The organism is Bacillus sp. PPSBB_2, from assembly GCF_045291115.1.
Lineage (GTDB): Bacteria > Bacillota > Bacilli > Bacillales > Bacillaceae_G > Bacillus_A > Bacillus_A cereus.
The window spans coordinates 752,368-773,787 of sequence record NZ_CP147983.1 but is presented as its reverse complement, the minus strand read 5'-3'; the positions used below and the strand labels follow the sequence as shown (position 1 = coordinate 773,787).

The following is a 21,420-nucleotide window of genomic DNA, read 5'->3' as shown; positions in this document are numbered from 1 at the left end:
AAAATTAAAAAATATGAGCTACACTGTTATCTAGTTTTCAAAGAACATACATTTATATATGAGAGATAGTTCTCTCAAAACTGAACAAAACGAAACACGGAAACTTATATTGATGAACAGCGTTCATCAATTCTCCATAGAAAGGAGGTGATCCAGCCGCACCTTCCGATACGGCTACCTTGTTACGACTTCACCCCAATCATCTGTCCCACCTTAGGCGGCTGGCTCCAAAAAGGTTACCCCACCGACTTCGGGTGTTACAAACTCTCGTGGTGTGACGGGCGGTGTGTACAAGGCCCGGGAACGTATTCACCGCGGCATGCTGATCCGCGATTACTAGCGATTCCAGCTTCATGTAGGCGAGTTGCAGCCTACAATCCGAACTGAGAACGGTTTTATGAGATTAGCTCCACCTCGCGGTCTTGCAGCTCTTTGTACCGTCCATTGTAGCACGTGTGTAGCCCAGGTCATAAGGGGCATGATGATTTGACGTCATCCCCACCTTCCTCCGGTTTGTCACCGGCAGTCACCTTAGAGTGCCCAACTTAATGATGGCAACTAAGATCAAGGGTTGCGCTCGTTGCGGGACTTAACCCAACATCTCACGACACGAGCTGACGACAACCATGCACCACCTGTCACTCTGCTCCCGAAGGAGAAGCCCTATCTCTAGGGTTTTCAGAGGATGTCAAGACCTGGTAAGGTTCTTCGCGTTGCTTCGAATTAAACCACATGCTCCACCGCTTGTGCGGGCCCCCGTCAATTCCTTTGAGTTTCAGCCTTGCGGCCGTACTCCCCAGGCGGAGTGCTTAATGCGTTAACTTCAGCACTAAAGGGCGGAAACCCTCTAACACTTAGCACTCATCGTTTACGGCGTGGACTACCAGGGTATCTAATCCTGTTTGCTCCCCACGCTTTCGCGCCTCAGTGTCAGTTACAGACCAGAAAGTCGCCTTCGCCACTGGTGTTCCTCCATATCTCTACGCATTTCACCGCTACACATGGAATTCCACTTTCCTCTTCTGCACTCAAGTCTCCCAGTTTCCAATGACCCTCCACGGTTGAGCCGTGGGCTTTCACATCAGACTTAAGAAACCACCTGCGCGCGCTTTACGCCCAATAATTCCGGATAACGCTTGCCACCTACGTATTACCGCGGCTGCTGGCACGTAGTTAGCCGTGGCTTTCTGGTTAGGTACCGTCAAGGTGCCAGCTTATTCAACTAGCACTTGTTCTTCCCTAACAACAGAGTTTTACGACCCGAAAGCCTTCATCACTCACGCGGCGTTGCTCCGTCAGACTTTCGTCCATTGCGGAAGATTCCCTACTGCTGCCTCCCGTAGGAGTCTGGGCCGTGTCTCAGTCCCAGTGTGGCCGATCACCCTCTCAGGTCGGCTACGCATCGTTGCCTTGGTGAGCCGTTACCTCACCAACTAGCTAATGCGACGCGGGTCCATCCATAAGTGACAGCCGAAGCCGCCTTTCAATTTCGAACCATGCGGTTCAAAATGTTATCCGGTATTAGCCCCGGTTTCCCGGAGTTATCCCAGTCTTATGGGCAGGTTACCCACGTGTTACTCACCCGTCCGCCGCTAACTTCATAAGAGCAAGCTCTTAATCCATTCGCTCGACTTGCATGTATTAGGCACGCCGCCAGCGTTCATCCTGAGCCAGGATCAAACTCTCCAATAAAGTTAGTTTGTCTAGCATCTAAAATAAAAATTGACGTTTCACGTTGTTTGTTTCGTTCAGTTTTCAAAGAACTTGTCCGCCGCTTCAGAAGCGACTTCATCATATTAACATCTTAATTTTTCGATGTCAACTAAGTTTTAAAATTTCTTTTTTGTCGTTTTCTGCGTTTCCGCATCAGCGACGTTTATTAATATACCATCACACTTTTTAAATAACAAGTGTTTTTTTATAAAAATATAAAAAAATTATCTACCCTACTTCCTTCTATAGAAGTAACTATTATCCTTACTACTGAAAATAGTTATTCTAATTGTATGCTAATACACTCCGTTCAACCAAATTGTATTTCACAATGCCTTCCCAAATTTTCATTCTCTTCTATATTAAAGCTTATAATCATTATCCTTCTATAAAATAACTATACAAATTAGCCTTAAGAAAAAATCCCATCTACATTAAACAGCCACTCGCGCGCATTATCCCCTTCCTTCTCATTCAAAAATTTACCCCCTACAAATTAACAACATTCCAATCCTAATACAAACTTAAGGATATTGTTAGAATTTTTTTACATTTAATTAATGAAAAATATCCATTTTTTGTTATATAGTAAGAAAGGACGCACTCAACTATAAATAAACCAATGGAGGAATTATTTTATGGATAGGTTAACAAAGTTTTCATTAAAAAACCGAGCTGCCATTATCATCATGATTTTTCTCATTTCCATACTCGGTGTTTATTCCGGCTCTAAATTACCTATGGAATTTTTACCGAGTATCGACAATCCAGCAATTACCGTCACAACCTTATCTCAAGGACTCGACGCTGAAACGATGACAAAGGATGTAACTGATCCTCTCGAAAAACAATTTCGCAATTTAGAACACGTCGACACCATTACTTCTTCTACATACGAGGGATTATCACGTATCGACATTGCGTATACATCAAAAGCAAACATGAAAGATGCAGCACGCGAAGTCGAAAAAGCCGTCAATACAATTAAATTACCTAAAGATGTAACCAAGCCCGTAGTTAGTCAATTAAACACTTCTATGATTCCACTCGCCCAAATTACTATCCAGAAACAAAACGGTTTTTCAAAAGCAGATGAAAAACAAATTGAAAAAGAAATCGTACCACAACTCGAAAACATTGATGGTGTTGCCAACGTTATGTTTTTCGGAAAATCCACCTCTGAATTATCTATCGTACTTGATCAGAACCAATTAAAAAACAAAAACGTAACATCACAGCAGGTACTAACTGTTTTACAAGGAAAAGAAACTTCTACTCCAGCTGGGGCAATTACTGTTAATCAGGAAGAATACAACCTCCGCGTCATTGGGGACATAAAAAATGTAAATGACATTAAAAACATCACTGTGGCACCCCAAGTGAAATTGCAAGACATTGCTCAAATTGAAATCAAACAACACTACGATACAATCTCACATATAAACGGAGAAGAAGGCACAGGATTAATCATCATGAAAGAACCGAGTAAAAATGCAGTTGCCATTGGAAAAGAGATTGATAAAAAAGTTAAAGAGATAGATAAGGAATATAAAGATCAATTTTCCATTAAACTTTTGGCTTCAACCCATGAACAAGTTGAAAATGCTGTTACTAGCATGGGAAAAGAAGTAATACTTGGAGCAATCGCGGCAACTCTAATTATCTTAATCTTTTTACGTAACTTCCGAACAACACTCATCGCTGTTGTCAGTATTCCATTATCCATTTTATTAACACTCTTTTTACTACATCAATCTAACATTACACTTAACATTTTAACCCTCGGTGGTTTAGCTGTTGCGGTTGGACGTCTCGTCGATGATAGTATCGTTGTCATCGAGAATATTTTCCGCCGTTTACAAAAAGATTCTTTCTCTAAAGATATCATTCTCGATGCAACGAAAGAAGTCGCAGTCGCAATTACTTCTTCTACTTTAACAACGGTCGCTGTTTTTTTACCTATCGGCCTCGTATCAGGAGCAATCGGAAAATTAATGTTACCTATGGTATTAGCAGTTGTATATTCTATATTATCATCCTTAATCGTTGCACTAACAGTTGTTCCACTTATGGCTTTTTTACTACTCAAAAAAACAAAGCATCGAAAGCCAAGTTCTTCATCACGATATGTCGCTACATTAAAGTGGGCTCTTTCTCATAAATTCATTATTCTACTTACTGCATTTTTATTATTTGTAGGATCAATTGCAGCTTATATATTACTACCGAAAGCAAACATAAAATCTGAAGACGACACAATGTTATCTATTAACATGACATTTCCAGCCGATTATAATGCTGAATCTCAAAAACAAAAAGCATTTGATTTTGAAAAGAAATTACTTTCTAATTCAGATATAACAGACGTTATTTTACGAATGGGATCTAGCGCAGAAGATGCACAATGGGGGCAAACAACTAAAAATAACCTCGCTAGTATATTCGTAGTCTTTAAAAAAGGTTCTGATATTGATCAATATATTAAAGAGTTAAAAAAGGAACATAAAACTTTTGAGCCTGCTGAACTTGATTATATAAAAACAAGTTATTCAAGCTCTGGCGGCGGTAATAACTTACAATTTAACGTAACAGCTACTAACGAAGCGGATTTAAAAGAGGCGGCTACTATCGTTGAAACAAAACTAAAAAGCATGAATGATCTTTCTAAAGTAAAAACAAATTTAGAAGACTCTAAGAAAGAATGGCAAATTCATATTGATCAAACAAAGGCTGAACAACTAGGTTTAACACCAGAAATAGCTGCGCAACGTAGCATTCCTTATGAAGAAATCACCTATTGGCGAAATTACAATTAATAATGAAAAAGCTACTATTATGATAGAACACAAAAAAGAAAACATTAATAAACAAGAAGATATTTTAAATACAAACATACTATCACCTATTAATGGACCAATACCTTTAAAAGACATCGCAACTATTTCAGAAAAACAAACACAAACAGAAATTTTCCATAAAGACGGAAAAGAAACAATCCAAATTACAGCCGAAGCTTCAAATGAAGATTTGAGTAAAGTAAACACAGCAGTAAATAAAGCGATGACTGACTTAGATTTACCTGGTGGTGCAAAAGTAAATATCGCAGGAGCTACTGAATCTATGCAAGAGAATTTTACAGATTTATTCAAAATTATGGGGATTGCAATCGGGATTGTATATTTAATTATGGTTATCACCTTCGGGCAAGCACGTGCTCCTTTTGCAATCCTATTCTCCTTACCATTAGCTGCTGTCGGTGGTATTTTAGGATTAATCATTTCACGAACACCTGTTGATGTAAATTCCTTGATCGGCGCATTAATGTTAATTGGGATTGTTGTTACAAACGCTATTGTATTAATAGAAAGAGTCCAACAAAATCGGGAACATGGAATGGAAACTAGAGAAGCCTTACTTGAAGCAGGTTCTACTAGACTACGCCCAATTATTATGACAGCTATTACAACAATCGTTGCTATGCTCCCACTCCTATTTGGCCAATCCCAAGCAGGAAGTATGGTATCAAAAAGTTTAGCCGTCGTTGTCATCGGCGGTTTGGCAGTCTCAACTGCTCTTACATTAGTAGTCGTTCCAGTTATGTATGAACTATTAGATAAAATCGGGAGAAAAAGACGCTCTCGTAGGAAAATAAGCACTTCTACAGAAACACCTGATATTTAAAAACAAAAGGCGTTATCTTCACAAATGAAGATAACGCCTTCTCTCTATTTAGTCATATAATCCATCATTTTTTCCACATATCGCTCTATAGGTTTACTAGAATCCACAATAAGGTATTCATTATTTGAAGGTCTTTTACTACCATTTAACCACTTTTTAAAACCTACTTCCGACTCCACCTTTTCAATTTGACTGATCATACGCTTACGTGTTTGCAGTCTCCTATTAATCTCTTCCATATCATTAAGATAACACTCAATATATTTATATTTCACACCATGTTTATTTGATAGTTCAATCCCTTTTTCAACCATTCCCTCATATAAACACGGACTATCCAATATAACACTATGCCCTTGTTCTAAATAAGAATCAATCAATACCCATTCGGCATCATACGCAAGCCCACCAACAATCGTTGATTCAATTCCTTTTACTTTTAATGATTTTAACAACGCGGATTTCAAAACATCATGATCTATAATTACAGCACCTGTTAATTTCGCTATATACTTAGAAACTGTCGATTTTCCTGACCCAGGAAAACCTGACATTTGCAGAAAAAACAAATTAAAACTCCTCTCTAAATTATATCTGTTCTTCTTTATAATTAATCAAAAATTCAACAATCATTACATCCATTCCTTCTATATTAAAATACAAAAGAACCCCCTACTTATAAATAGAGAGTTCTTCTTTATAATTTATGCCGCTTTTACCTTTTTCGTTGTTTTACTTTTTCTTTTCGTTCCTGTAAAGCGCTTGTGTAATATAGATGCTATCAAGCGTGAAATAACATTGAATAGTAATACCATAATAATTAATACAGCTGCAGATTTTGTCGCAATCAACTTCGCATCTGGAATAACTCCTTCAGAATTTAATTTCCAAATGTGAACCGCTAATGTTTCAGCTGGTCTAAACGGATTTAAAGGATGCGCAGGACTTGAGAAATCCGCTGCTGAATTTAAAATCGGGGATGTTAAACCCGCTGTGTAAATTAATGCTGCCGCTTCCCCAAATATACGACCCGCCGCTAAAATAATCCCTGTAATAATTTGTGGTAATGACGATGGGATAATAATACGAGCGATTGTTTGCCACTTCGTTGCACCTAATCCAAGACTTGCCTCTTTTACATTCTGAGGAACTTCTGAAATCGCATTTTCACAAACACGCGTTAAACCTGGTAAATTTAAAATAGTTAAAGCAAGAGCACCACCCATTACTGTGTATCCCCAACCTGTCATTGTAACGAACACTAACAAACCAAATAAACCAACAACAATAGAAGGTAAAGACGCCATCGTCTCTATACATAGACGAACAAAATTTAAAAAACGTCCTTGTTTTGCGTACTCTGCTAAATATATTCCAGCACCTAATCCAAGAGGAATAGATATAATAAGCGTTATAACAAGCATGTAGAATGAATTGAATAACTGCGGACCAATCCCACCACCAGCTCTTGTATTGCTTGGTTCTCCAAACAAGAAATTAGGATCCCAAAATCCCCATCCCTTTTGTAAAATCTCAAATACTAAGAACACTAGCAAAGCTACAACTAAAGCCGCAACCGCATAAAAGATACCTGTCCAAACTTTATTTACCGTTCTTGCATTCATTATTATCGCTCACCTCTTTGCCCAATCGCTCGAATTACTAAAATAAACAGGAATGAAATAACAAGTAAAATCATCGCTAAAGTCCATAGCGCATTGTTCCAAGCAGTTCCGTTCAATGTATTCGTCATGTCCATTGTTAAAATACCAGTTAACGTCGCTGTCGGACTATATATTCCTTCTGGTAATTTAATCGTATTCCCGATTACCATTTGAACCGCTAACGCTTCACCGAAAGCACGCGCTAAGCCTAAAACAACACCTGTTAAAATCCCTTTTTTCGCAGCAGGAACAATCACTCGGCTAATCGCTTGCCATTTCGTTGATCCTAGACCATAAGAAGCTTCTAAATAATCAAATGGAACAGAACGTATTGCATCAGAAGCGATACTAGCAATAGTAGGTAAAATCATAATACTTAATACAACAATACCTGCAATTAAACTAAAGCCTACTCCCCCAAACGAATCACGTAATAGCGGTACTAAAATCGTAACCCCTAATAATCCGTATACAACCGAAGGAATACCAACTAACAATTCTAGAACAGGCTTCAATACTTTATTTCCAAACTTTGGCGAAATTAAATTCATGAATATAGCAAGAGCTATAGCAATTGGTGCACTAATAATAACCGCACCTAACGAAACCACCGTTGAACCTACAATGAAAATTAAAGCCCCGAAGGATCCTTGATCAGCATTTGGATTCCATTTTGTCGATGTTAACATCTCAGTAAATGAGATACCACTTTGTGTAAAAGATTGAATACCTTTCCCACAAATAAACGCAATAATAGCTAATGTAATTAAAACTATAAAAATACCACAAAACGTAACAAGTGATCTTCCTATATATTCACTTTTCACGTAATTAATTTGTTTTTTCCCCTTCATCACAGGACAGACCCCACTTCACAGATTGAAATGAACGGGACTGGCCTTGCAGCCAGCCCCATAAAATTTTATTACTTATTTAATTTAGACATTGGAATGTAGCCCATATCTTCTACTTGCTTTTCAAAATCTTTACCTTTTACATAATCGATGTAAGCTTTCGTCGCTTCCTTCGCTTCACCTTTTGTTACCATATATTCGTAAGACCAGAATGGATATTTACCAGACGCGATGTTTTCAACTTTCGGTTCAGCACCATCAATTTTCACTGTTTGTAGTGCGCCTTTTTTCTCGCCCACCATGTAAGACATTGCTAAATAGCTCACCGAACCAGGAGTAGAGTTAATCGCTTGCTCTACTGCACCGTTAGAATCTTGTGTTGTACCAGTTCCATCATTAATTTTCGCGTCTTTCATAATCGTTTTTTCAAATGTAGCACGTGTACCAGATGAAGCTGGACGATTAATCACATTGATTTTTTCATCTTTTCCGCCAACTTCTTTCCAATTTGTTACTTTTCCAGTGAAGATATCTTGTACTTGTTGCATTGTTAAGTTATCAACTTTTACATCTTTATTTACGACAAGAGCGAATGCAATACCCGCTACCTTGTTATCTACTAATTCTTTCGCCTTTTCAGCATCTTTTATTTTATCTCCGGATGGAACATCTGAATTACCAATTTGTACTGCACCAGATGCTACTTGGTTAATCCCAGTTCCACTACCGCCACCTTGAACTTGAATAGAAACTTTTGAATTTTTCTCCATGAATTTCTTTCCAGCTTCCTCCGCAAGAGGTAGAAGAGCTGTAGAACCAGCCGCTGCAATCGTACCTGATAATTCTTGTTTTGTATTATCGCTTCCTTTAGCAGTGTCTTTACTAGTTGTATCTTCTGCTTTCCCACAACCAACTAATGCTCCTGCTACCACTAAAGCTGCTAAAGAAAATTTAATACCTTTTTTCATAACCATGTCTTGTACCCCCATTTGGATTATCACTTTTCGAATTCATTTTCTTTCGAACACAAATTCATTGTAGGACAACAATATTATGTGAGTGTTAAGCAATTTTTAATTTTAAGTAAATGACGATAATAATCTTTAAAAGCTAGAAATCCCAACATTTATAGTTAAATAACCCAACAAAAACCACACTAACTACGCTGCAATGTAAATATATTCTTAACAATGTAAATTCAATGTAAATGTTTTTCTCTCTTTTTCCCTTTTCGTTAAAGTTACATTTACAATTCCGCTGTATTTTGTAATTTTTACACACCTAATTTATGCACATTAAAAATAATTTCAGTAATATTTTTTAGTACAACTAAATAAATTGGAACAATTCTAAAAATAAATGAATATTTTTAAAGTACTAATTGACAACATAATCCAATGTAGTCTACTATATTACTAACAAAAAGTTTACCTTAGGAAACTTTTTAAACTCAAACTAAAAATATAGAGATGAGGTAACTTTTATGGTATCGGCTAATATAAAACCACTTTCCGAATTTAAAATAGGGGAGTTTGTACAAATTGAGAAGATACAATTAGAAGGAACTATGAAACGACGCTTATTAGATTTGGGATTTATCCCGGGGGCGACGATTAAAGTATTGCAACACAGTCCACTTGGAGATCCGGTCGCTTATCAAGTGAGCAACACAACTATTGCACTGCGTAAAGAAGAAAGCTCCCTTATTTTCGGGGTATTAATAGGAGATGATTTCAGATGAGCAAACATCGTATCGCTTTAGCTGGTAACCCGAATACAGGGAAAAGTACATTATTTAATACTTTAACAGGCTTAAAACAACATACTGGAAACTGGACGGGAAAAACTGTTTTAAAAGCTGAAGGAGAATATGAACATAACGGAAGTAATTATACATTAATAGATTTACCGGGAACTTACTCACTATACTCAAATTCCGCAGACGAAGAAGTAGCGAGGGATTATATTATATTTGAAAAACCAGAAGTAACTGTAGTTGTTATAGACGCAACTGCTATGGAAAGAAATTTAAATTTAGCACTCCAGGTGATGGAGATGACAAATAATGTAGTCATTTGCATTAACTTAATTGATGAAGCCCAGAAAAAAGGCATCCTTATTGATGAAAAGAAATTAGCAAAATCACTTGGTGTGCCTGTCGTTAAAATTTCAGCACGTAACCGAGTAGGTATTGGTCATTTGCTAAATGTTATTGCAAAAGTAGCAAATAAAAAACTAATTCCAGCACCAATTAAAATTACTTACAGCGAAAAACTCGAAAATATGATTCAGGAATTAGAACCACAAATTTATAAAGTGTTCGGTGATACGTATCCAGCACGTTGGATTGCGTTACGTATATTAGATGGAGATAAAAATTTCTTAACTACACTTCAAAAACACCATAATGAACCACTTGTAAGGGAGGTCGTAATTAATGGAATCTCACTCAGCCAGTAAAGCTCTTCCATTAGACTATATTATTCAACATGCACAAACACTTTCAAAAGAAGATATACGAGATGATATAGTCGGAGATATTTACCGAACATCTGCAAGCATATGTAAAGAATCCGTCCAATATACAAATACTGATAAATTATATCGTTCCGAAAAACTAGATAAAATTTTCACATCTCCAATCTGGGGATTCCCAATTATGCTCGGTATTTTATCTATTATTTTTTATCTTACAATTGCAGGCGCTAACGTACCATCTGATATGATTGCCGAATTCTTCGGATGGGCCGAAGGATATTTAACATCTTGGTTCCAAGCTGCGCATGCACCTGAATGGTTACATGGCATTTTAATACTTGGTTTGTTCCGTGGTATCGGTGCTGTTATTAGCGTTATGTTACCACCTATGGCAATCTTTTTCCCTATGTTCGCGCTATTAGAAAACTACGGATACTTACCACGTGTCGCGTTTAATATGGACCGCTTATTCAAACGATCCGGCGCACACGGGAAACAATCTTTAACAATGGCAATGGGATTTGGTTGTAATGCAGCAGCCATTATGTCAACACGTATCATTGAATCACCACGTGAACGTATGCTAGCAATTTTAACGAACAACTTCGTTCCTTGTAACGGTCGCTGGCCTATGTTAATTTTAATGGCTTCACTATTTATGGCTGCTGGTTATACAGGCAGTATGCAAACATTGGTTACTGCTGGCGTTGTAGTCGGAATGGTTGTAATTGGTGTTATTATGACATTAACTGTTTCTTGGGTACTATCAAAAACAGCCTTAAAAGGGGTTCCAACTCACTACACACTTGAGTTACCTCCGTACCGCAAGCCAAAAGTTTGGAATATAATTGTTCGCGCAACACTCGATAAATCAATCTATGTTTTAAAACGAGCTATAGTTGTTGCTGCCCCTGCGGCTGCATTAACTTGGTTACTTGCTAACATTTTTATTGGTGACACAAGCTTACTTATGTATTTTGTAAACTTCCTAGATCCATTTGCTAAAATGTTAGGACTTGACGGCTTTATTCTAGCTGCATTCATTCTTGGACTACCCGCTAATGAAATTGTAATCCCAATTTTATTAATGTCTTACTTATCAACTGGGGCCTTAACTGAAATAGATGATTTTAATCAAATTAAAAATCTATTCCTAGAAAATGGTTGGACTTGGTTAACAGCGTTAAACACAATGTTGTTCTCACTTCTTCATTTCCCGTGCGGAACAACACTAGTTAACATATACAAAGAAACAAAAAGTGCAAAATGGACATTCTTATCGTTTGCAATCCCTACCGTTATCGCCATTGTTGTTACATTCCTCTCTACACAATTGGTACATTGGTTAGGGCTTGTATAAAGCAAAGCATACATAGAAGGTATCCCCCTTCACATATGCTTTGCACGAAAGAAACCTGAAATTATTCAGGTTTCTTTTTTTGCACATCAGTATTCCACGGCTGTGCTCCATACGTTGTGAGTTTTTTATGAATAAAATATATAGTTCCTGGAAGAACTGCCATTAATATCGTGCAACTAATTCCTAATCCAGTAAACAACTTTCATCACCTTATTTCACTCTTTTCGGTAAAGCTGAACCTGAATGTTCAATTGTTGGATGAACATGAACAGTAATTTCAGCATTACTAAAGTAATTTTCGCCTTGATCCCAATTCTTACTTATTTTTGTCCATTCTTTATAATTATGTCGCTTATACACTTCCCCTAACTCTAATACATCTACCTTATATTTTTTTTGAACAAGCTTAATCGATTTTTGAATACGCTCCTCCATTTCTTCCGATATATCCTTCTCTAAACTCTTTTCATTCAAAACCTTTTTATGATCACTAAAGTTCAACTCAGCTATTGTACCTTCCAGAAATAAATGAATATTAAATTTCGGTTTTGTAGCATTCGTTGTGGATACTTTAATTTTTCGACGTAACTTATGAATTTCATATGTAATAAGTTGATTCTTTTTACGGATGGTAAAAAAACCTCCAATTTTTTTACCTATTATATAATTCATCCCTACTGTTTCTTCCCCACTCAAATTGCCTACACACTTATTATCCTTTCCACGAAACAATGCTGCACCGTTCATTTGTACTCCTTGTTTTGTTAGTTCCAGAATAGGTAATACAAAACTTCGGTTAGAGATCATCTTTTCCTGCACCTCACCAATTCTTGCAGCCTCAATCATTTGGGCATTTTTCGGAGGGTGTTCAGCTAACATATCAATATACTGCGCCGGTAAATTTTCAGGCTTGGCACTTTGTTTTAAAATAGCTTCGGCATTTTTATTAGAAACGAACAAACGAATATTTCTTCTCATCTCATGATCGCGAATATATACATCTAACGTATTTTGTAAAATGTATGGATGTGAAAGTAATTCTTCAGAGAAAATAATCACCTGTATATGAGGGAAAAATAATGTACGACTAATTTTTTTGGCGATTATTCTTATTTGTTCAAATACACTATCTGCTTTTGCACTAACATTAATATAATTTTCGCTATCCCCACCCCCTTGTCCACCCTGTTGAGACAATTTACTGGGGAGTACCATCTGATAGGTCCCTTTCATAATTGGATTCGCTTTCTTCTCCTTCACAATATCGTAAGCCGCTCCTACTACAAATCCTCTTTCTTCTATCTCTTCTAACTCAGAACACCCACTCATAAATCCAGTTAAAGCCATAACCATTATAATTTTAAGAAGGTGTTTCATTTCCACCATTCCTTCTTTTTATTTTATATACAATCAAAACGAGCAAAGGAGCTAACAAAACAAACCCCATATCTATCCAAGCTAAATAAGTCCCATAACTTGATAAAGTATTCAAACTACTAGGTATCATATTCACCATAAAAATAATAGGGGCACTTACGAAAATAAAAATTTGTTTCTTCACTTTCGGAAACATAGCACAAAACAATAAAGATGCGACGTCATAATACATTGCTGTAGTGTTATAAATAGTAATAATCCAAGTCGTAAAAAAAATCGCATCAAACCTTTCTAAAAATCCTCCACCAATTTCAATTTCTTTCCCTAATTCAATTGTTGGATATGTCAATCCACGTGTTGTCATATAAGTAAAAACACTAATACAAGTTACATAAATTAAAATGTATGACAGCACGTTTACCATCACCGCTTTCGCGACTGCCATTGGCGCTTTTTTCGCTGTCTTATCATTCAGCAAAACCGCATAAAATAACGCTACTTCAAATCCAATAAACGTAAAAATAGAATTTTTAACTCCAACAGCATATTGACTTACTTTCGTTTGAAAAGCTGGTAGTAAATTATTTATTTCCATTAAATTTATATTCAATAAAGAAAGAAGTACTATCGCAATTAAAACAATAGGTAAGAATAAAACATTTAACCTTAATAAGGCTGCTCTTGATCCTGCTATTCCATAAATAACAACTAATAAGAAGAAGAAAGACAGTAGTTGTATTGGTGTATCACTAAATAAATACGTTTGAGAAATAACTGAAATCATTCGCGATTCATATGCTGTCAAAGCAGCAAACGTTAATACTAAAATACTACTAATTGTGTATGCAACAGGCTTCGTCAAATGCGCACTCGTATATTGAACAAAATTTTGTTTTGGAAATAAGATAGCCACTCTCGTCACAAACCAGCCTAAAACTGCGCAGATCAATCCACCCAAAAGCAAGATAATCCAACCGTCCGAAAATAAAGTTTGGTTAGCGATATCTCTTGGCATAGACAATGCCCCTATACCAATAATGGTCGATGATACCGCAAACCCAATTTCACGAGATCCAATCTCTTCATCGCCATACTCAAATGGTTTCACTTATTTTCGCTCCTTTGGACGTATTGTAGAATCTTTTGTTTGTAAGTACTCTGGTCTATCTTTCAACATCGATTTTGGCATGCGAATAAATTCTTCTTTCCAATCTTTATAAAATGCAGGAGCAATTGGAGTTGTATACGGTATACCAACACTTGTTAAATTTGTAATATGAATAGCAAGTGCGATCAGAGCTAGAATGATCCCATACAACCCAAAAGCCGTTGCAGCTAATACAAAGACGAAAAGTAAAATTCGGAACGTAATCGTAATACTATATACAGGAAGCGAAAACGTAGCAATCGCAGTAACTGCAATAATAATAACTAAAAACGGATTTACAATCCCTGCATTTACCGCAGCTTCTCCAATTACAAGACCTCCTACAATCCCTATCGTTTGTCCCATCGGTTTCGGCAATCGGATTCCAGCTTCTCGTATTAATTCCATAGTCAAGGCCATCATTAACGTTTCAATATATGCTGGAAATGGAACACCTTCCCTCGCACCTGCAATTGAATAAGCCAGTTTAGAAGGAATAAGTCCTTGATGATAAGATACAAGTGCTACATACATAGCTGGTAACAAAACCGCAATTATACCTGAACCCATACGTAAAAATCTTAATAACGTTCCAATCACCCAGCGCTCGTAATGATCTTCTACAGATTGAAAAATATCAACAAACACAAGTGGTGCAATAAGAGCAAACGGGGATCCGTCTACTAAAATGGCCGCCTTCCCTTTCGCTAATGAGGCTATAATATTATCAGGCCTCTCTGTATTCAAAAACTGTGGAAATGGGGATAAATTATTATCCTGAATTAATTGTTCAATCGTACCTGTTTCCAAAACGACATCTGTCACTATTGATTGAAGACGGCGATCTAACTCTTTTACAATGTGAGGATTAATAATATCCTCTATATATACTAGGGTTACTTCTTTCTGCGATCGCTTCCCCATAATATAAGATTGGAACCTCAACTTTGGATCGCGTAAACTGCGTCGGATTAACATTTTATTCACATTAATATCTTCATTTAATCCAACTCTCGGTCCGCGTATTAAATCCTCTGTCACTGGTGGTTCTAAACTTCGCTTCTCCCAGGCCCTACTATTAATAACGATAGCGGTTTGAATATTATCAATTAATATAACTGTATCTCCCGCTAATATCGCATTCATAATATCTGTAAACTTCGTCTTTACACCCACTTCTGCGATAGAAATAAAACGATCCAATAACGTTTGAACAACAGCTTCCTCATTTATAATTTCTTCGTATTGCAGTGTGCGAATGACATATTTATAAACATTATCCTTATCTGTCAATCCACATAAAAACACAACCGCACAACGTGTAAAACTCCCAGCAAGAGCAACTTCTCTAATTGTTAAATCATTAGGTGAACCTAACTCATCCCTAATTTCTTTCATAACTTCAAATAAGTTACCTTCAAGCTCTAACAATTTCCCCACCTAGCTTCCTTTTCAACAAGTTTTTAGTTAGATTCCGCTAATAGAAGGAAATATATACAAAAAAAGAGCTATCTCTTTTCAAAGATAGCTCTAATAAAGTAAAACTTTAATCAACCCTCACCAATCGGGCTTTTACGGACAGTTTAATCCCCACCTAACTTCTTTGCTTCCGCTGAATTTTGAGGTGGGGGTCTTACTGCCCGTTAATGCAGGATAAACGAATTACTTTTCTACTATTATAGTGTTTTTCTTTATAAATACACCTTTTGTAAATCCACTAACTACAAACATCACAATTATATTAATTAACAATGCGACTATACCTACATTCAAATCTTTTATATACTGCGGGAAACTCGGAAACATCGTGGCTATAGTTGAACCAGATAAGGTAATATATGCGACCACTAATAGCCCAACTCCCATTCCTGCAATCGCCCCTTGCTTCGTAATAATTTGACGTGGAAACAAGCTACATACAAGTGCAGGGAAAAGTTGCGTAACGATACTGTATCCCATTAATAGAAGTGCTCCTATTGTTTCTCCTCCCTTAAATGTAAATAAAACTGCCACGAGCGTTACTACAGGCACAAATAATTTTGCCATCTTAGCAACTTGTCTATCTGAAGCAGACGGGACTATCGTTCGGTAAATATTTTTTGCTAACAGTGTAGAAGCCGCCATAACAAGCATAGACCCTGGAACCAATGCCGTTAATACTCCCGCACTACCAATAATTCCAATAAACCAAGGATCAAAAGTTTGTAAAGCAAGACGGAATAACGAAAGATCTACATCCGCTCCCTTTAACCCAGGAACTTGCAATATAGCAGCAAATCCTGCAAAAAATACGAAAAGTAAAACTAAAGAATACAATGGCATAATTGCTGCATTTTTACGAAATACTTTTTCATTTTTTGCAGAAAAAGCAGAAGCAAATGTATGAGGCCACATATAAAAACCGAGGGCCGTTAATATAATAGTAGAAACAAACCAAGAAATACTCATTCCTTCTTCAGGTAAAGATAAAAATCCCGGTTTCGCTGCCTCTACAGCCTCAAACATCGGCTGAAATCCTCCATAATAATGATACGGCAAATATATACCTAAAAACATAACGATAAACAGTATCATAATATCCTTCAAAGCAGCCGTCCAAGCCGAACCATGTATACCTGAAACCATTACATATATAGTTATAACAATAGCACCGATCCATACTGCAACAACAGGTGACACCCTTCCGTAAGAAGCTTCTGAAACGATAATTCCCAGTCCTTTTAACTGTAAAACAAGATATGGAATGATGGAAACAACACCAACAATCGAAACAATAAGTCCAAGCGCTTTACTTCTATATTTCTTCGCAAAAAAATCCGACTGTGAAACAAGGTTATGCTCTTTCGCATACTTCCAAATGGGTGGCAATAAAAAATACGATAAAAGATAAGCTAAAGCACCATATCCCAAAATATAAAAGGTAGGTGCTCCTTTACTATACGCCCAGCCGCTTCCCCCTAAAAATGTAAACGTCGTATAAATTTCACCTGCCATAAGGAGAAAAACAAAAATAGTGCCAAATCCTCTTCCTCCAACTGACCATTGTTCTAAATTCATATCTTTTCCATGTTGTGCCCGAATCCCTAAAAATAGTGCGAGAAACAAAAATAAAATAATGATAAGTAATGCAGTCATTTTACATCCTCCTTATTAGCAGGATCAAACACGTACACAAGCCACATACAAAAAGATGTAATAAACACTGATAATAATACCCAAAATAATAAAAATGGCATCCCTAATACGTAAGGAGTAACTGAATTCGCAAATATTGGCCCAACTACTAAACAAAGAACTGGGATAAGCGCTAGAATGTGTATTTTCTTCATCTCATTCTCCTTTACTTATAAAGTTCATAATGGCTGATACAAAGACTTCCACTCCAATCGGTAATGCATCTTCGTCAATCGTAAAACGAGGGTGATGGTGAGGATATATAATACCTTTCTCTTTATTTCCCGCTCCGATAAAAAAGAATGTCCCCGGTGCCTTTTGTAAAAACGCTGAAAAATCTTCTCCAGCCATCGTCGGCTGTAAACGAACAACCCTATCCCTTCCATAAAGTTGTAATGCCGTTTGTTCAATAAGCTCTGTAGCTTCATAATCATTTACAACTGGTCGATATCCATATTCATATGAAAATGTATATTTCGCTCCGTAAGATTCCGTAATATGCTTCACAATCCGCTCAATCTTCTTCTCTGTTTCACCTCGTAATTCATGTCTTAAACTTCTTACTGTCCCTTCAATCTCGGCTTGCTCTGGTATTACATTATGAGTTGTCCCAGCATGAAATTGCGTAACAGATATTACGAGAGAATCTAATGGATTCGTGAGGCGAGATACAATTTGCTGAAGTTGCGAAACGACTTGTGTTCCGATTGCAATACTATCCACCGTTTCATGAGGGATTCCAGCATGTCCACCTTTTCCCTCTATCTTAATTTTAAAAACATCCGGTGCAGCCATTGCAGGACCATAAATAACACCTATTTTCCCAACCTCTAACGACGCCCAAAGGTGAGCACCAATAATATAATCCACACCTTCCATTACACCTGCAGCAACCATCTCCTCTGCACCACCAGGAAAATTCTCTTCAGCATGTTGGAATAGAAAACGAATCTCCCCTTGAATCTTCTCTCTTTCTTCTACTAACTTATATACAACCCCAAGTAATATCGCTATATGTCCATCATGACCACATGCATGCATTACACCTTTATATGTAGAAATAAAATCAAACTCATTTTCTTCATGAATAGGAAGAGCATCCATATCGGCTCGAATCGCAACTGTTTTGCCCGGATGTTTACCTACTAACTTTGCCATCACACTATATTTAGTCGGCCGTGACACTTCTAAATATGGGAATTTCCGAAGTATATCGAACACAAACTGCGATGTTTTCTCTTCTTGAAAAGATAACTCTGGATACTTATGAAAATGCCTTCTCCACTCAACTAACTGATTTTTTGACAAAACAAGTTCCTTTGCAACATCCATTTCTCTTCTCCCCTTCTTCACCAAGTTAAATGTTATTATAACGTGAATTGTTAATTTTTAAAAGAATCTTCTGAATTTTCAGTGTTAATAAACCAAAAAGAAAAAGCCATCCCAAAGATGACTTTTTCATTATTATAAAATAGTAATTGCTTGTTTTCCCATTTGCTCCCAAGCTTTCTCAAATTCTGCTCGCGGAACAGCCAAACGTGGATTATTTTTAAGAGGATCATTTACATATACAAAGTTTTGATCATATCCAATTACTACTGCACTATGCTCATAATATGTAATTTTCACTTCGCCTGAACTCGTATTCCATGTTTCAAAACTACTTTCAGCTAGCGGCTTAAACGTCGTATTAATAATGACCCATACCGGAGAGCCAGAACTAATTACTTTATATATATCTTGCATGTCTCTACCTGTTAAATTAATTACTTTTTCAGGAACATATTTTTCTGCTAAATCAAAGATTGGTTTATTGTATACACCATACCCAGGCTCTGCCTTTGTATAAATATTTCCCACAAATCCCTCGTAAGGATTTCCACGCAAACCATTTTGTTCAAATGGAACACGATGAATTTCGCTAGCAAGTTGCATCTTATCTACTTGTACACCTTTATATTGCAGCAACATAGCTAAACTTGTCACTTCACACCCTCTAGGTAATTCTGGTAATTGTTTAATAAACGGAACATCTTCAATCATAGCTGCTTCTTTCATTTCAGATAGAAACTCTAAGCGTAGAACTTGCGCCTTTTGCATGATTTTATCTTTTCCTATAAAAAATGCAGCAGCAAGTATAATCCCAAAAACAAAAAGATATTTTAACTTTTTCATTATAAACAAAACTCCATTAATTATTATTTTACAGATACACCTCTTATCATTGTACCCTTCTTCTTACTAGTTTGCTAGAAAGATCATGTGAATTATCGATCATAGAATTAATTATAAAAATTCTAATTATTTTTAATAAAAAGAAAAATAAATATACATTTACAGAATATTTTGCTAAAATCAAAATTGTTAACATAGTGAAGATATCACCATGTTAACAAACATTCTTAGAGTATTTAGTCATAGTTCGTTTTTTTACATACTCCATTCATTTCATAGCAAATAAACCGAGTGTGTGTTGCATCCCCCACTAATGATTAAAAACTCAGAATAAAACGAAGTTCACACATTCAAGAAAATACGGGGTGAGGGGCATATGAATCAACAAATTGAACAAACAGATTTAAAACGAACAATGAAAAGTAGACACCTATTTATGATTGCACTCGGCGGTGTTATCGGAACCGGGTTATTTATGGGATCTGGTCAAATTGTCCATAATGCCGGACCTGGTGGTGCTATTCTTGCATTTTTAGTCGGTGGATTTGTTATGTATTTAACGATGTTATGTCTTGGTGAATTATCCGTCGCTATGCCAGAAGCAGGTTCATTCCAAAGTTATGCAAGCAAATTCATTTCACCTGGTTTTGGATTTGTTGTCGGTTGGATGTATTGGTTAAATTGGGCTGTTACAGTTGGCGTAGAGTTAACAACTGTAAGTATTTTAATGAAACGCTGGTTTCCAGACGTTTCTTCCTGGATTTGGTGCGTTACATTTGCAGCAGCACTCTTCCTCGTAAACGCTTTATCAGCAAAAGCATATGCAGAAGCAGAGTTTTGGTTCGCAAGTGTAAAAGTCGCAACAATTGTTATTTTCATCGTACTTGGCGGCGCTGTTATGTTCGGTCTACTAGACTTTAATGGAAAGCCAGCTCCAATGCTTCATAATTTCACTGAAAATGGCGGGCTATTTCCAAATGGTGCATTAGCTGTTCTTCTTACGATGATTACAGTAAATTACTCCTTCCAAGGAACAGAATTAATCGGAATCGCTTCAGGCGAAAGTGAAAATCCTGAAAAAACAATTCCAAAAGCAATTAAAAACACAATTTGGCGAACTCTCTTCTTCTTCGTCTTAGCGATATCAGTTGTTGTAGGTTTACTCCCATGGCAAGAGGCTAATCTAGTCGAAAGTCCCTTTGTACTTGTATTTGATGTAGCCGGTGTCCCATATGCAGCAGACATTATGAACTTTGTTATTATTACAGCTGTATTATCCGTTGCTAACTCTGGTCTCTACGCAAATTCTCGTATGCTGTGGGCGATGGCAAAACAAGGAATGGCAAGTCCAGCATTTACGAAATTAACTAAAAAAGGTGTACCGCTAAATGCATTAATTTTCAGCCTAATTTTCGCTAGCCTATCCTTACTAACAAGTGTATTTGCGGCAGATACTGTCTTTCTAGTTTTAACATCTATTGCAGCAATGGCTGCCGTTGTAGTTTGGATGTCAATCGCCGCTTCACAGTTTTTCTTCCGTAGAAATTTCGTGAAAAATGGTGGCGACATAAATGATTTAAAATATCGTACACCGCTCTATCCACTCGTTCCAATCGTAGCGTTCTCGCTCAATTTCATTACATTTGTTAGTTTGGCTTTCATTCCAGATCAAAGAATTGCTCTTTATTGCGGCATTCCATTTATGATTATTTGTTACATTTTATACCAAGTTAAATATAAAAAAATTGTCACACTTGAACAGCCACGAACTGTCACACAAGAAATAAACTAAATATA

16 protein-coding genes, 1 rRNA gene and 1 pseudogene are annotated in these 21,420 nt (G+C 36.8%); 5 read left to right on the top strand and 13 right to left on the bottom strand.

Going from position 1 to position 21,420, the window contains the following annotated elements; genetic code table 11:
* Positions 1 to 140: 140 nt before the first annotated feature.
* Positions 141 to 1,692: ribosomal RNA gene (locus V6946_RS03750) — 16S ribosomal RNA — on the bottom strand.
* A 659-nt stretch (positions 1,693 to 2,351) separates the two neighbouring features.
* Between V6946_RS03750 and V6946_RS03745 the strand changes: the two are divergent.
* Positions 2,352 to 5,394, top strand: a pseudogene (locus V6946_RS03745) (efflux RND transporter permease subunit).
* 44 nt (positions 5,395 to 5,438) lie between these two features.
* Here V6946_RS03745 and V6946_RS03740 read toward each other — a convergent pair.
* The 4 genes from V6946_RS03740 to V6946_RS03725 all read right to left on the bottom strand — a co-directional run bounded on the left by V6946_RS03740 (position 5,439) and on the right by V6946_RS03725 (position 8,886).
* Positions 5,439 to 5,963 carry an ATP-binding protein gene (locus tag V6946_RS03740; RefSeq protein WP_000465756.1) on the bottom strand — a complete coding sequence of 175 codons (525 nt, stop codon included), beginning with the start codon at positions 5,961 to 5,963 and terminating at the stop codon, positions 5,439 to 5,441.
* Positions 5,964 to 6,098: 135 nt separating this feature from the next.
* A complete protein-coding gene (gene pstA, locus V6946_RS03735; RefSeq protein WP_000994141.1) occupies positions 6,099 to 7,019 on the bottom strand; it encodes a phosphate ABC transporter permease PstA in 921 nt (306 codons plus the stop codon).
* A gap of 2 nt (positions 7,020 to 7,021) precedes the next feature.
* Positions 7,022 to 7,912 (bottom strand): phosphate ABC transporter permease subunit PstC, encoded by an 891-nt coding sequence (gene pstC, locus V6946_RS03730; RefSeq protein WP_000676676.1) that lies wholly within the window; start codon positions 7,910 to 7,912, stop codon positions 7,022 to 7,024.
* A 71-nt stretch (positions 7,913 to 7,983) separates the two neighbouring features.
* The gene (locus tag V6946_RS03725) at positions 7,984 to 8,886 is read right to left on the bottom strand and encodes a phosphate ABC transporter substrate-binding protein PstS family protein (protein WP_000245108.1); all 903 of its coding nucleotides are present in this window, start codon (positions 8,884 to 8,886) and stop codon (positions 7,984 to 7,986) included.
* A 509-nt stretch (positions 8,887 to 9,395) separates the two neighbouring features.
* On the opposite strand from V6946_RS03725, the gene V6946_RS03720 reads away from it, so the two are divergent.
* Genes V6946_RS03720 through V6946_RS03710 form a run of 3 tightly spaced genes read left to right on the top strand, consistent with a single transcriptional unit; the run spans position 9,396 to position 11,750 of the window.
* Positions 9,396 to 9,653, top strand: a complete 258-nt coding sequence (locus V6946_RS03720; protein ID WP_006919286.1) for a FeoA family protein — start codon at positions 9,396 to 9,398, stop codon at positions 9,651 to 9,653.
* The gene (locus V6946_RS03715; RefSeq protein ID WP_366981895.1) at positions 9,650 to 10,372 is read left to right on the top strand and encodes a FeoB small GTPase domain-containing protein; all 723 of its coding nucleotides are present in this window, start codon (positions 9,650 to 9,652) and stop codon (positions 10,370 to 10,372) included. The genes V6946_RS03720 and V6946_RS03715 overlap by 4 nt, the downstream gene beginning before the upstream one ends.
* A complete protein-coding gene (locus tag V6946_RS03710) occupies positions 10,350 to 11,750 on the top strand; it encodes a nucleoside recognition domain-containing protein (RefSeq protein WP_366981893.1) in 1,401 nt (466 codons plus the stop codon). The genes V6946_RS03715 and V6946_RS03710 overlap by 23 nt, the downstream gene beginning before the upstream one ends.
* Before the next feature lie 61 nt (positions 11,751 to 11,811).
* Here V6946_RS03710 and V6946_RS03705 read toward each other — a convergent pair whose 3' ends face one another.
* The 8 genes from V6946_RS03705 to V6946_RS03670 all read right to left on the bottom strand — a co-directional run bounded on the left by V6946_RS03705 (position 11,812) and on the right by V6946_RS03670 (position 19,623).
* Positions 11,812 to 11,949, bottom strand: coding sequence for a hypothetical protein (locus tag V6946_RS03705; protein WP_000493997.1), 138 nt, complete (start codon positions 11,947 to 11,949; stop codon positions 11,812 to 11,814).
* An 11-nt stretch (positions 11,950 to 11,960) separates the two neighbouring features.
* A complete protein-coding gene (gene gerLC / locus V6946_RS03700) occupies positions 11,961 to 13,127 on the bottom strand; it encodes a spore germination protein GerLC (protein ID WP_366981892.1) in 1,167 nt (388 codons plus the stop codon).
* Positions 13,111 to 14,235, bottom strand: a complete 1,125-nt coding sequence (gene gerLB, locus V6946_RS03695; protein ID WP_000802009.1) for a spore germination protein GerLB — start codon at positions 14,233 to 14,235, stop codon at positions 13,111 to 13,113. The genes gerLC and gerLB overlap by 17 nt, the downstream gene beginning before the upstream one ends.
* Positions 14,236 to 15,714 (bottom strand): spore germination protein GerLA, encoded by a 1,479-nt coding sequence (gerLA, locus tag V6946_RS03690; protein ID WP_366981890.1) that lies wholly within the window; start codon positions 15,712 to 15,714, stop codon positions 14,236 to 14,238.
* Between the two features lie 222 nt (positions 15,715 to 15,936).
* Complete coding sequence (locus tag V6946_RS03685; protein WP_000125937.1) at positions 15,937 to 17,409, bottom strand: sodium:solute symporter; 1,473 nt, start codon at positions 17,407 to 17,409, stop codon at positions 15,937 to 15,939.
* Complete coding sequence (locus tag V6946_RS03680) at positions 17,406 to 17,603, bottom strand: DUF3311 domain-containing protein (protein WP_006919289.1); 198 nt, start codon at positions 17,601 to 17,603, stop codon at positions 17,406 to 17,408. Before V6946_RS03680 ends, V6946_RS03685 begins: the two co-directional genes overlap by 4 nt.
* 1 nt (position 17,604) lies before the next feature.
* Positions 17,605 to 18,780 carry an amidohydrolase gene (locus V6946_RS03675; protein WP_006919290.1) on the bottom strand — a complete coding sequence of 392 codons (1,176 nt, stop codon included), beginning with the start codon at positions 18,778 to 18,780 and terminating at the stop codon, positions 17,605 to 17,607.
* Between the two features lie 132 nt (positions 18,781 to 18,912).
* On the bottom strand, positions 18,913 to 19,623 hold the full coding sequence (locus V6946_RS03670) for a C39 family peptidase (RefSeq protein WP_000734488.1): 711 nt from the start codon (positions 19,621 to 19,623) through the stop codon (positions 18,913 to 18,915).
* Positions 19,624 to 19,999: 376 nt separating this feature from the next.
* On the opposite strand from V6946_RS03670, the gene V6946_RS03665 reads away from it, so the two are divergent.
* Positions 20,000 to 21,415 carry an amino acid permease gene (locus V6946_RS03665; RefSeq protein WP_001075749.1) on the top strand — a complete coding sequence of 472 codons (1,416 nt, stop codon included), beginning with the start codon at positions 20,000 to 20,002 and terminating at the stop codon, positions 21,413 to 21,415.
* Positions 21,416 to 21,420: the final 5 nt, after the last annotated feature.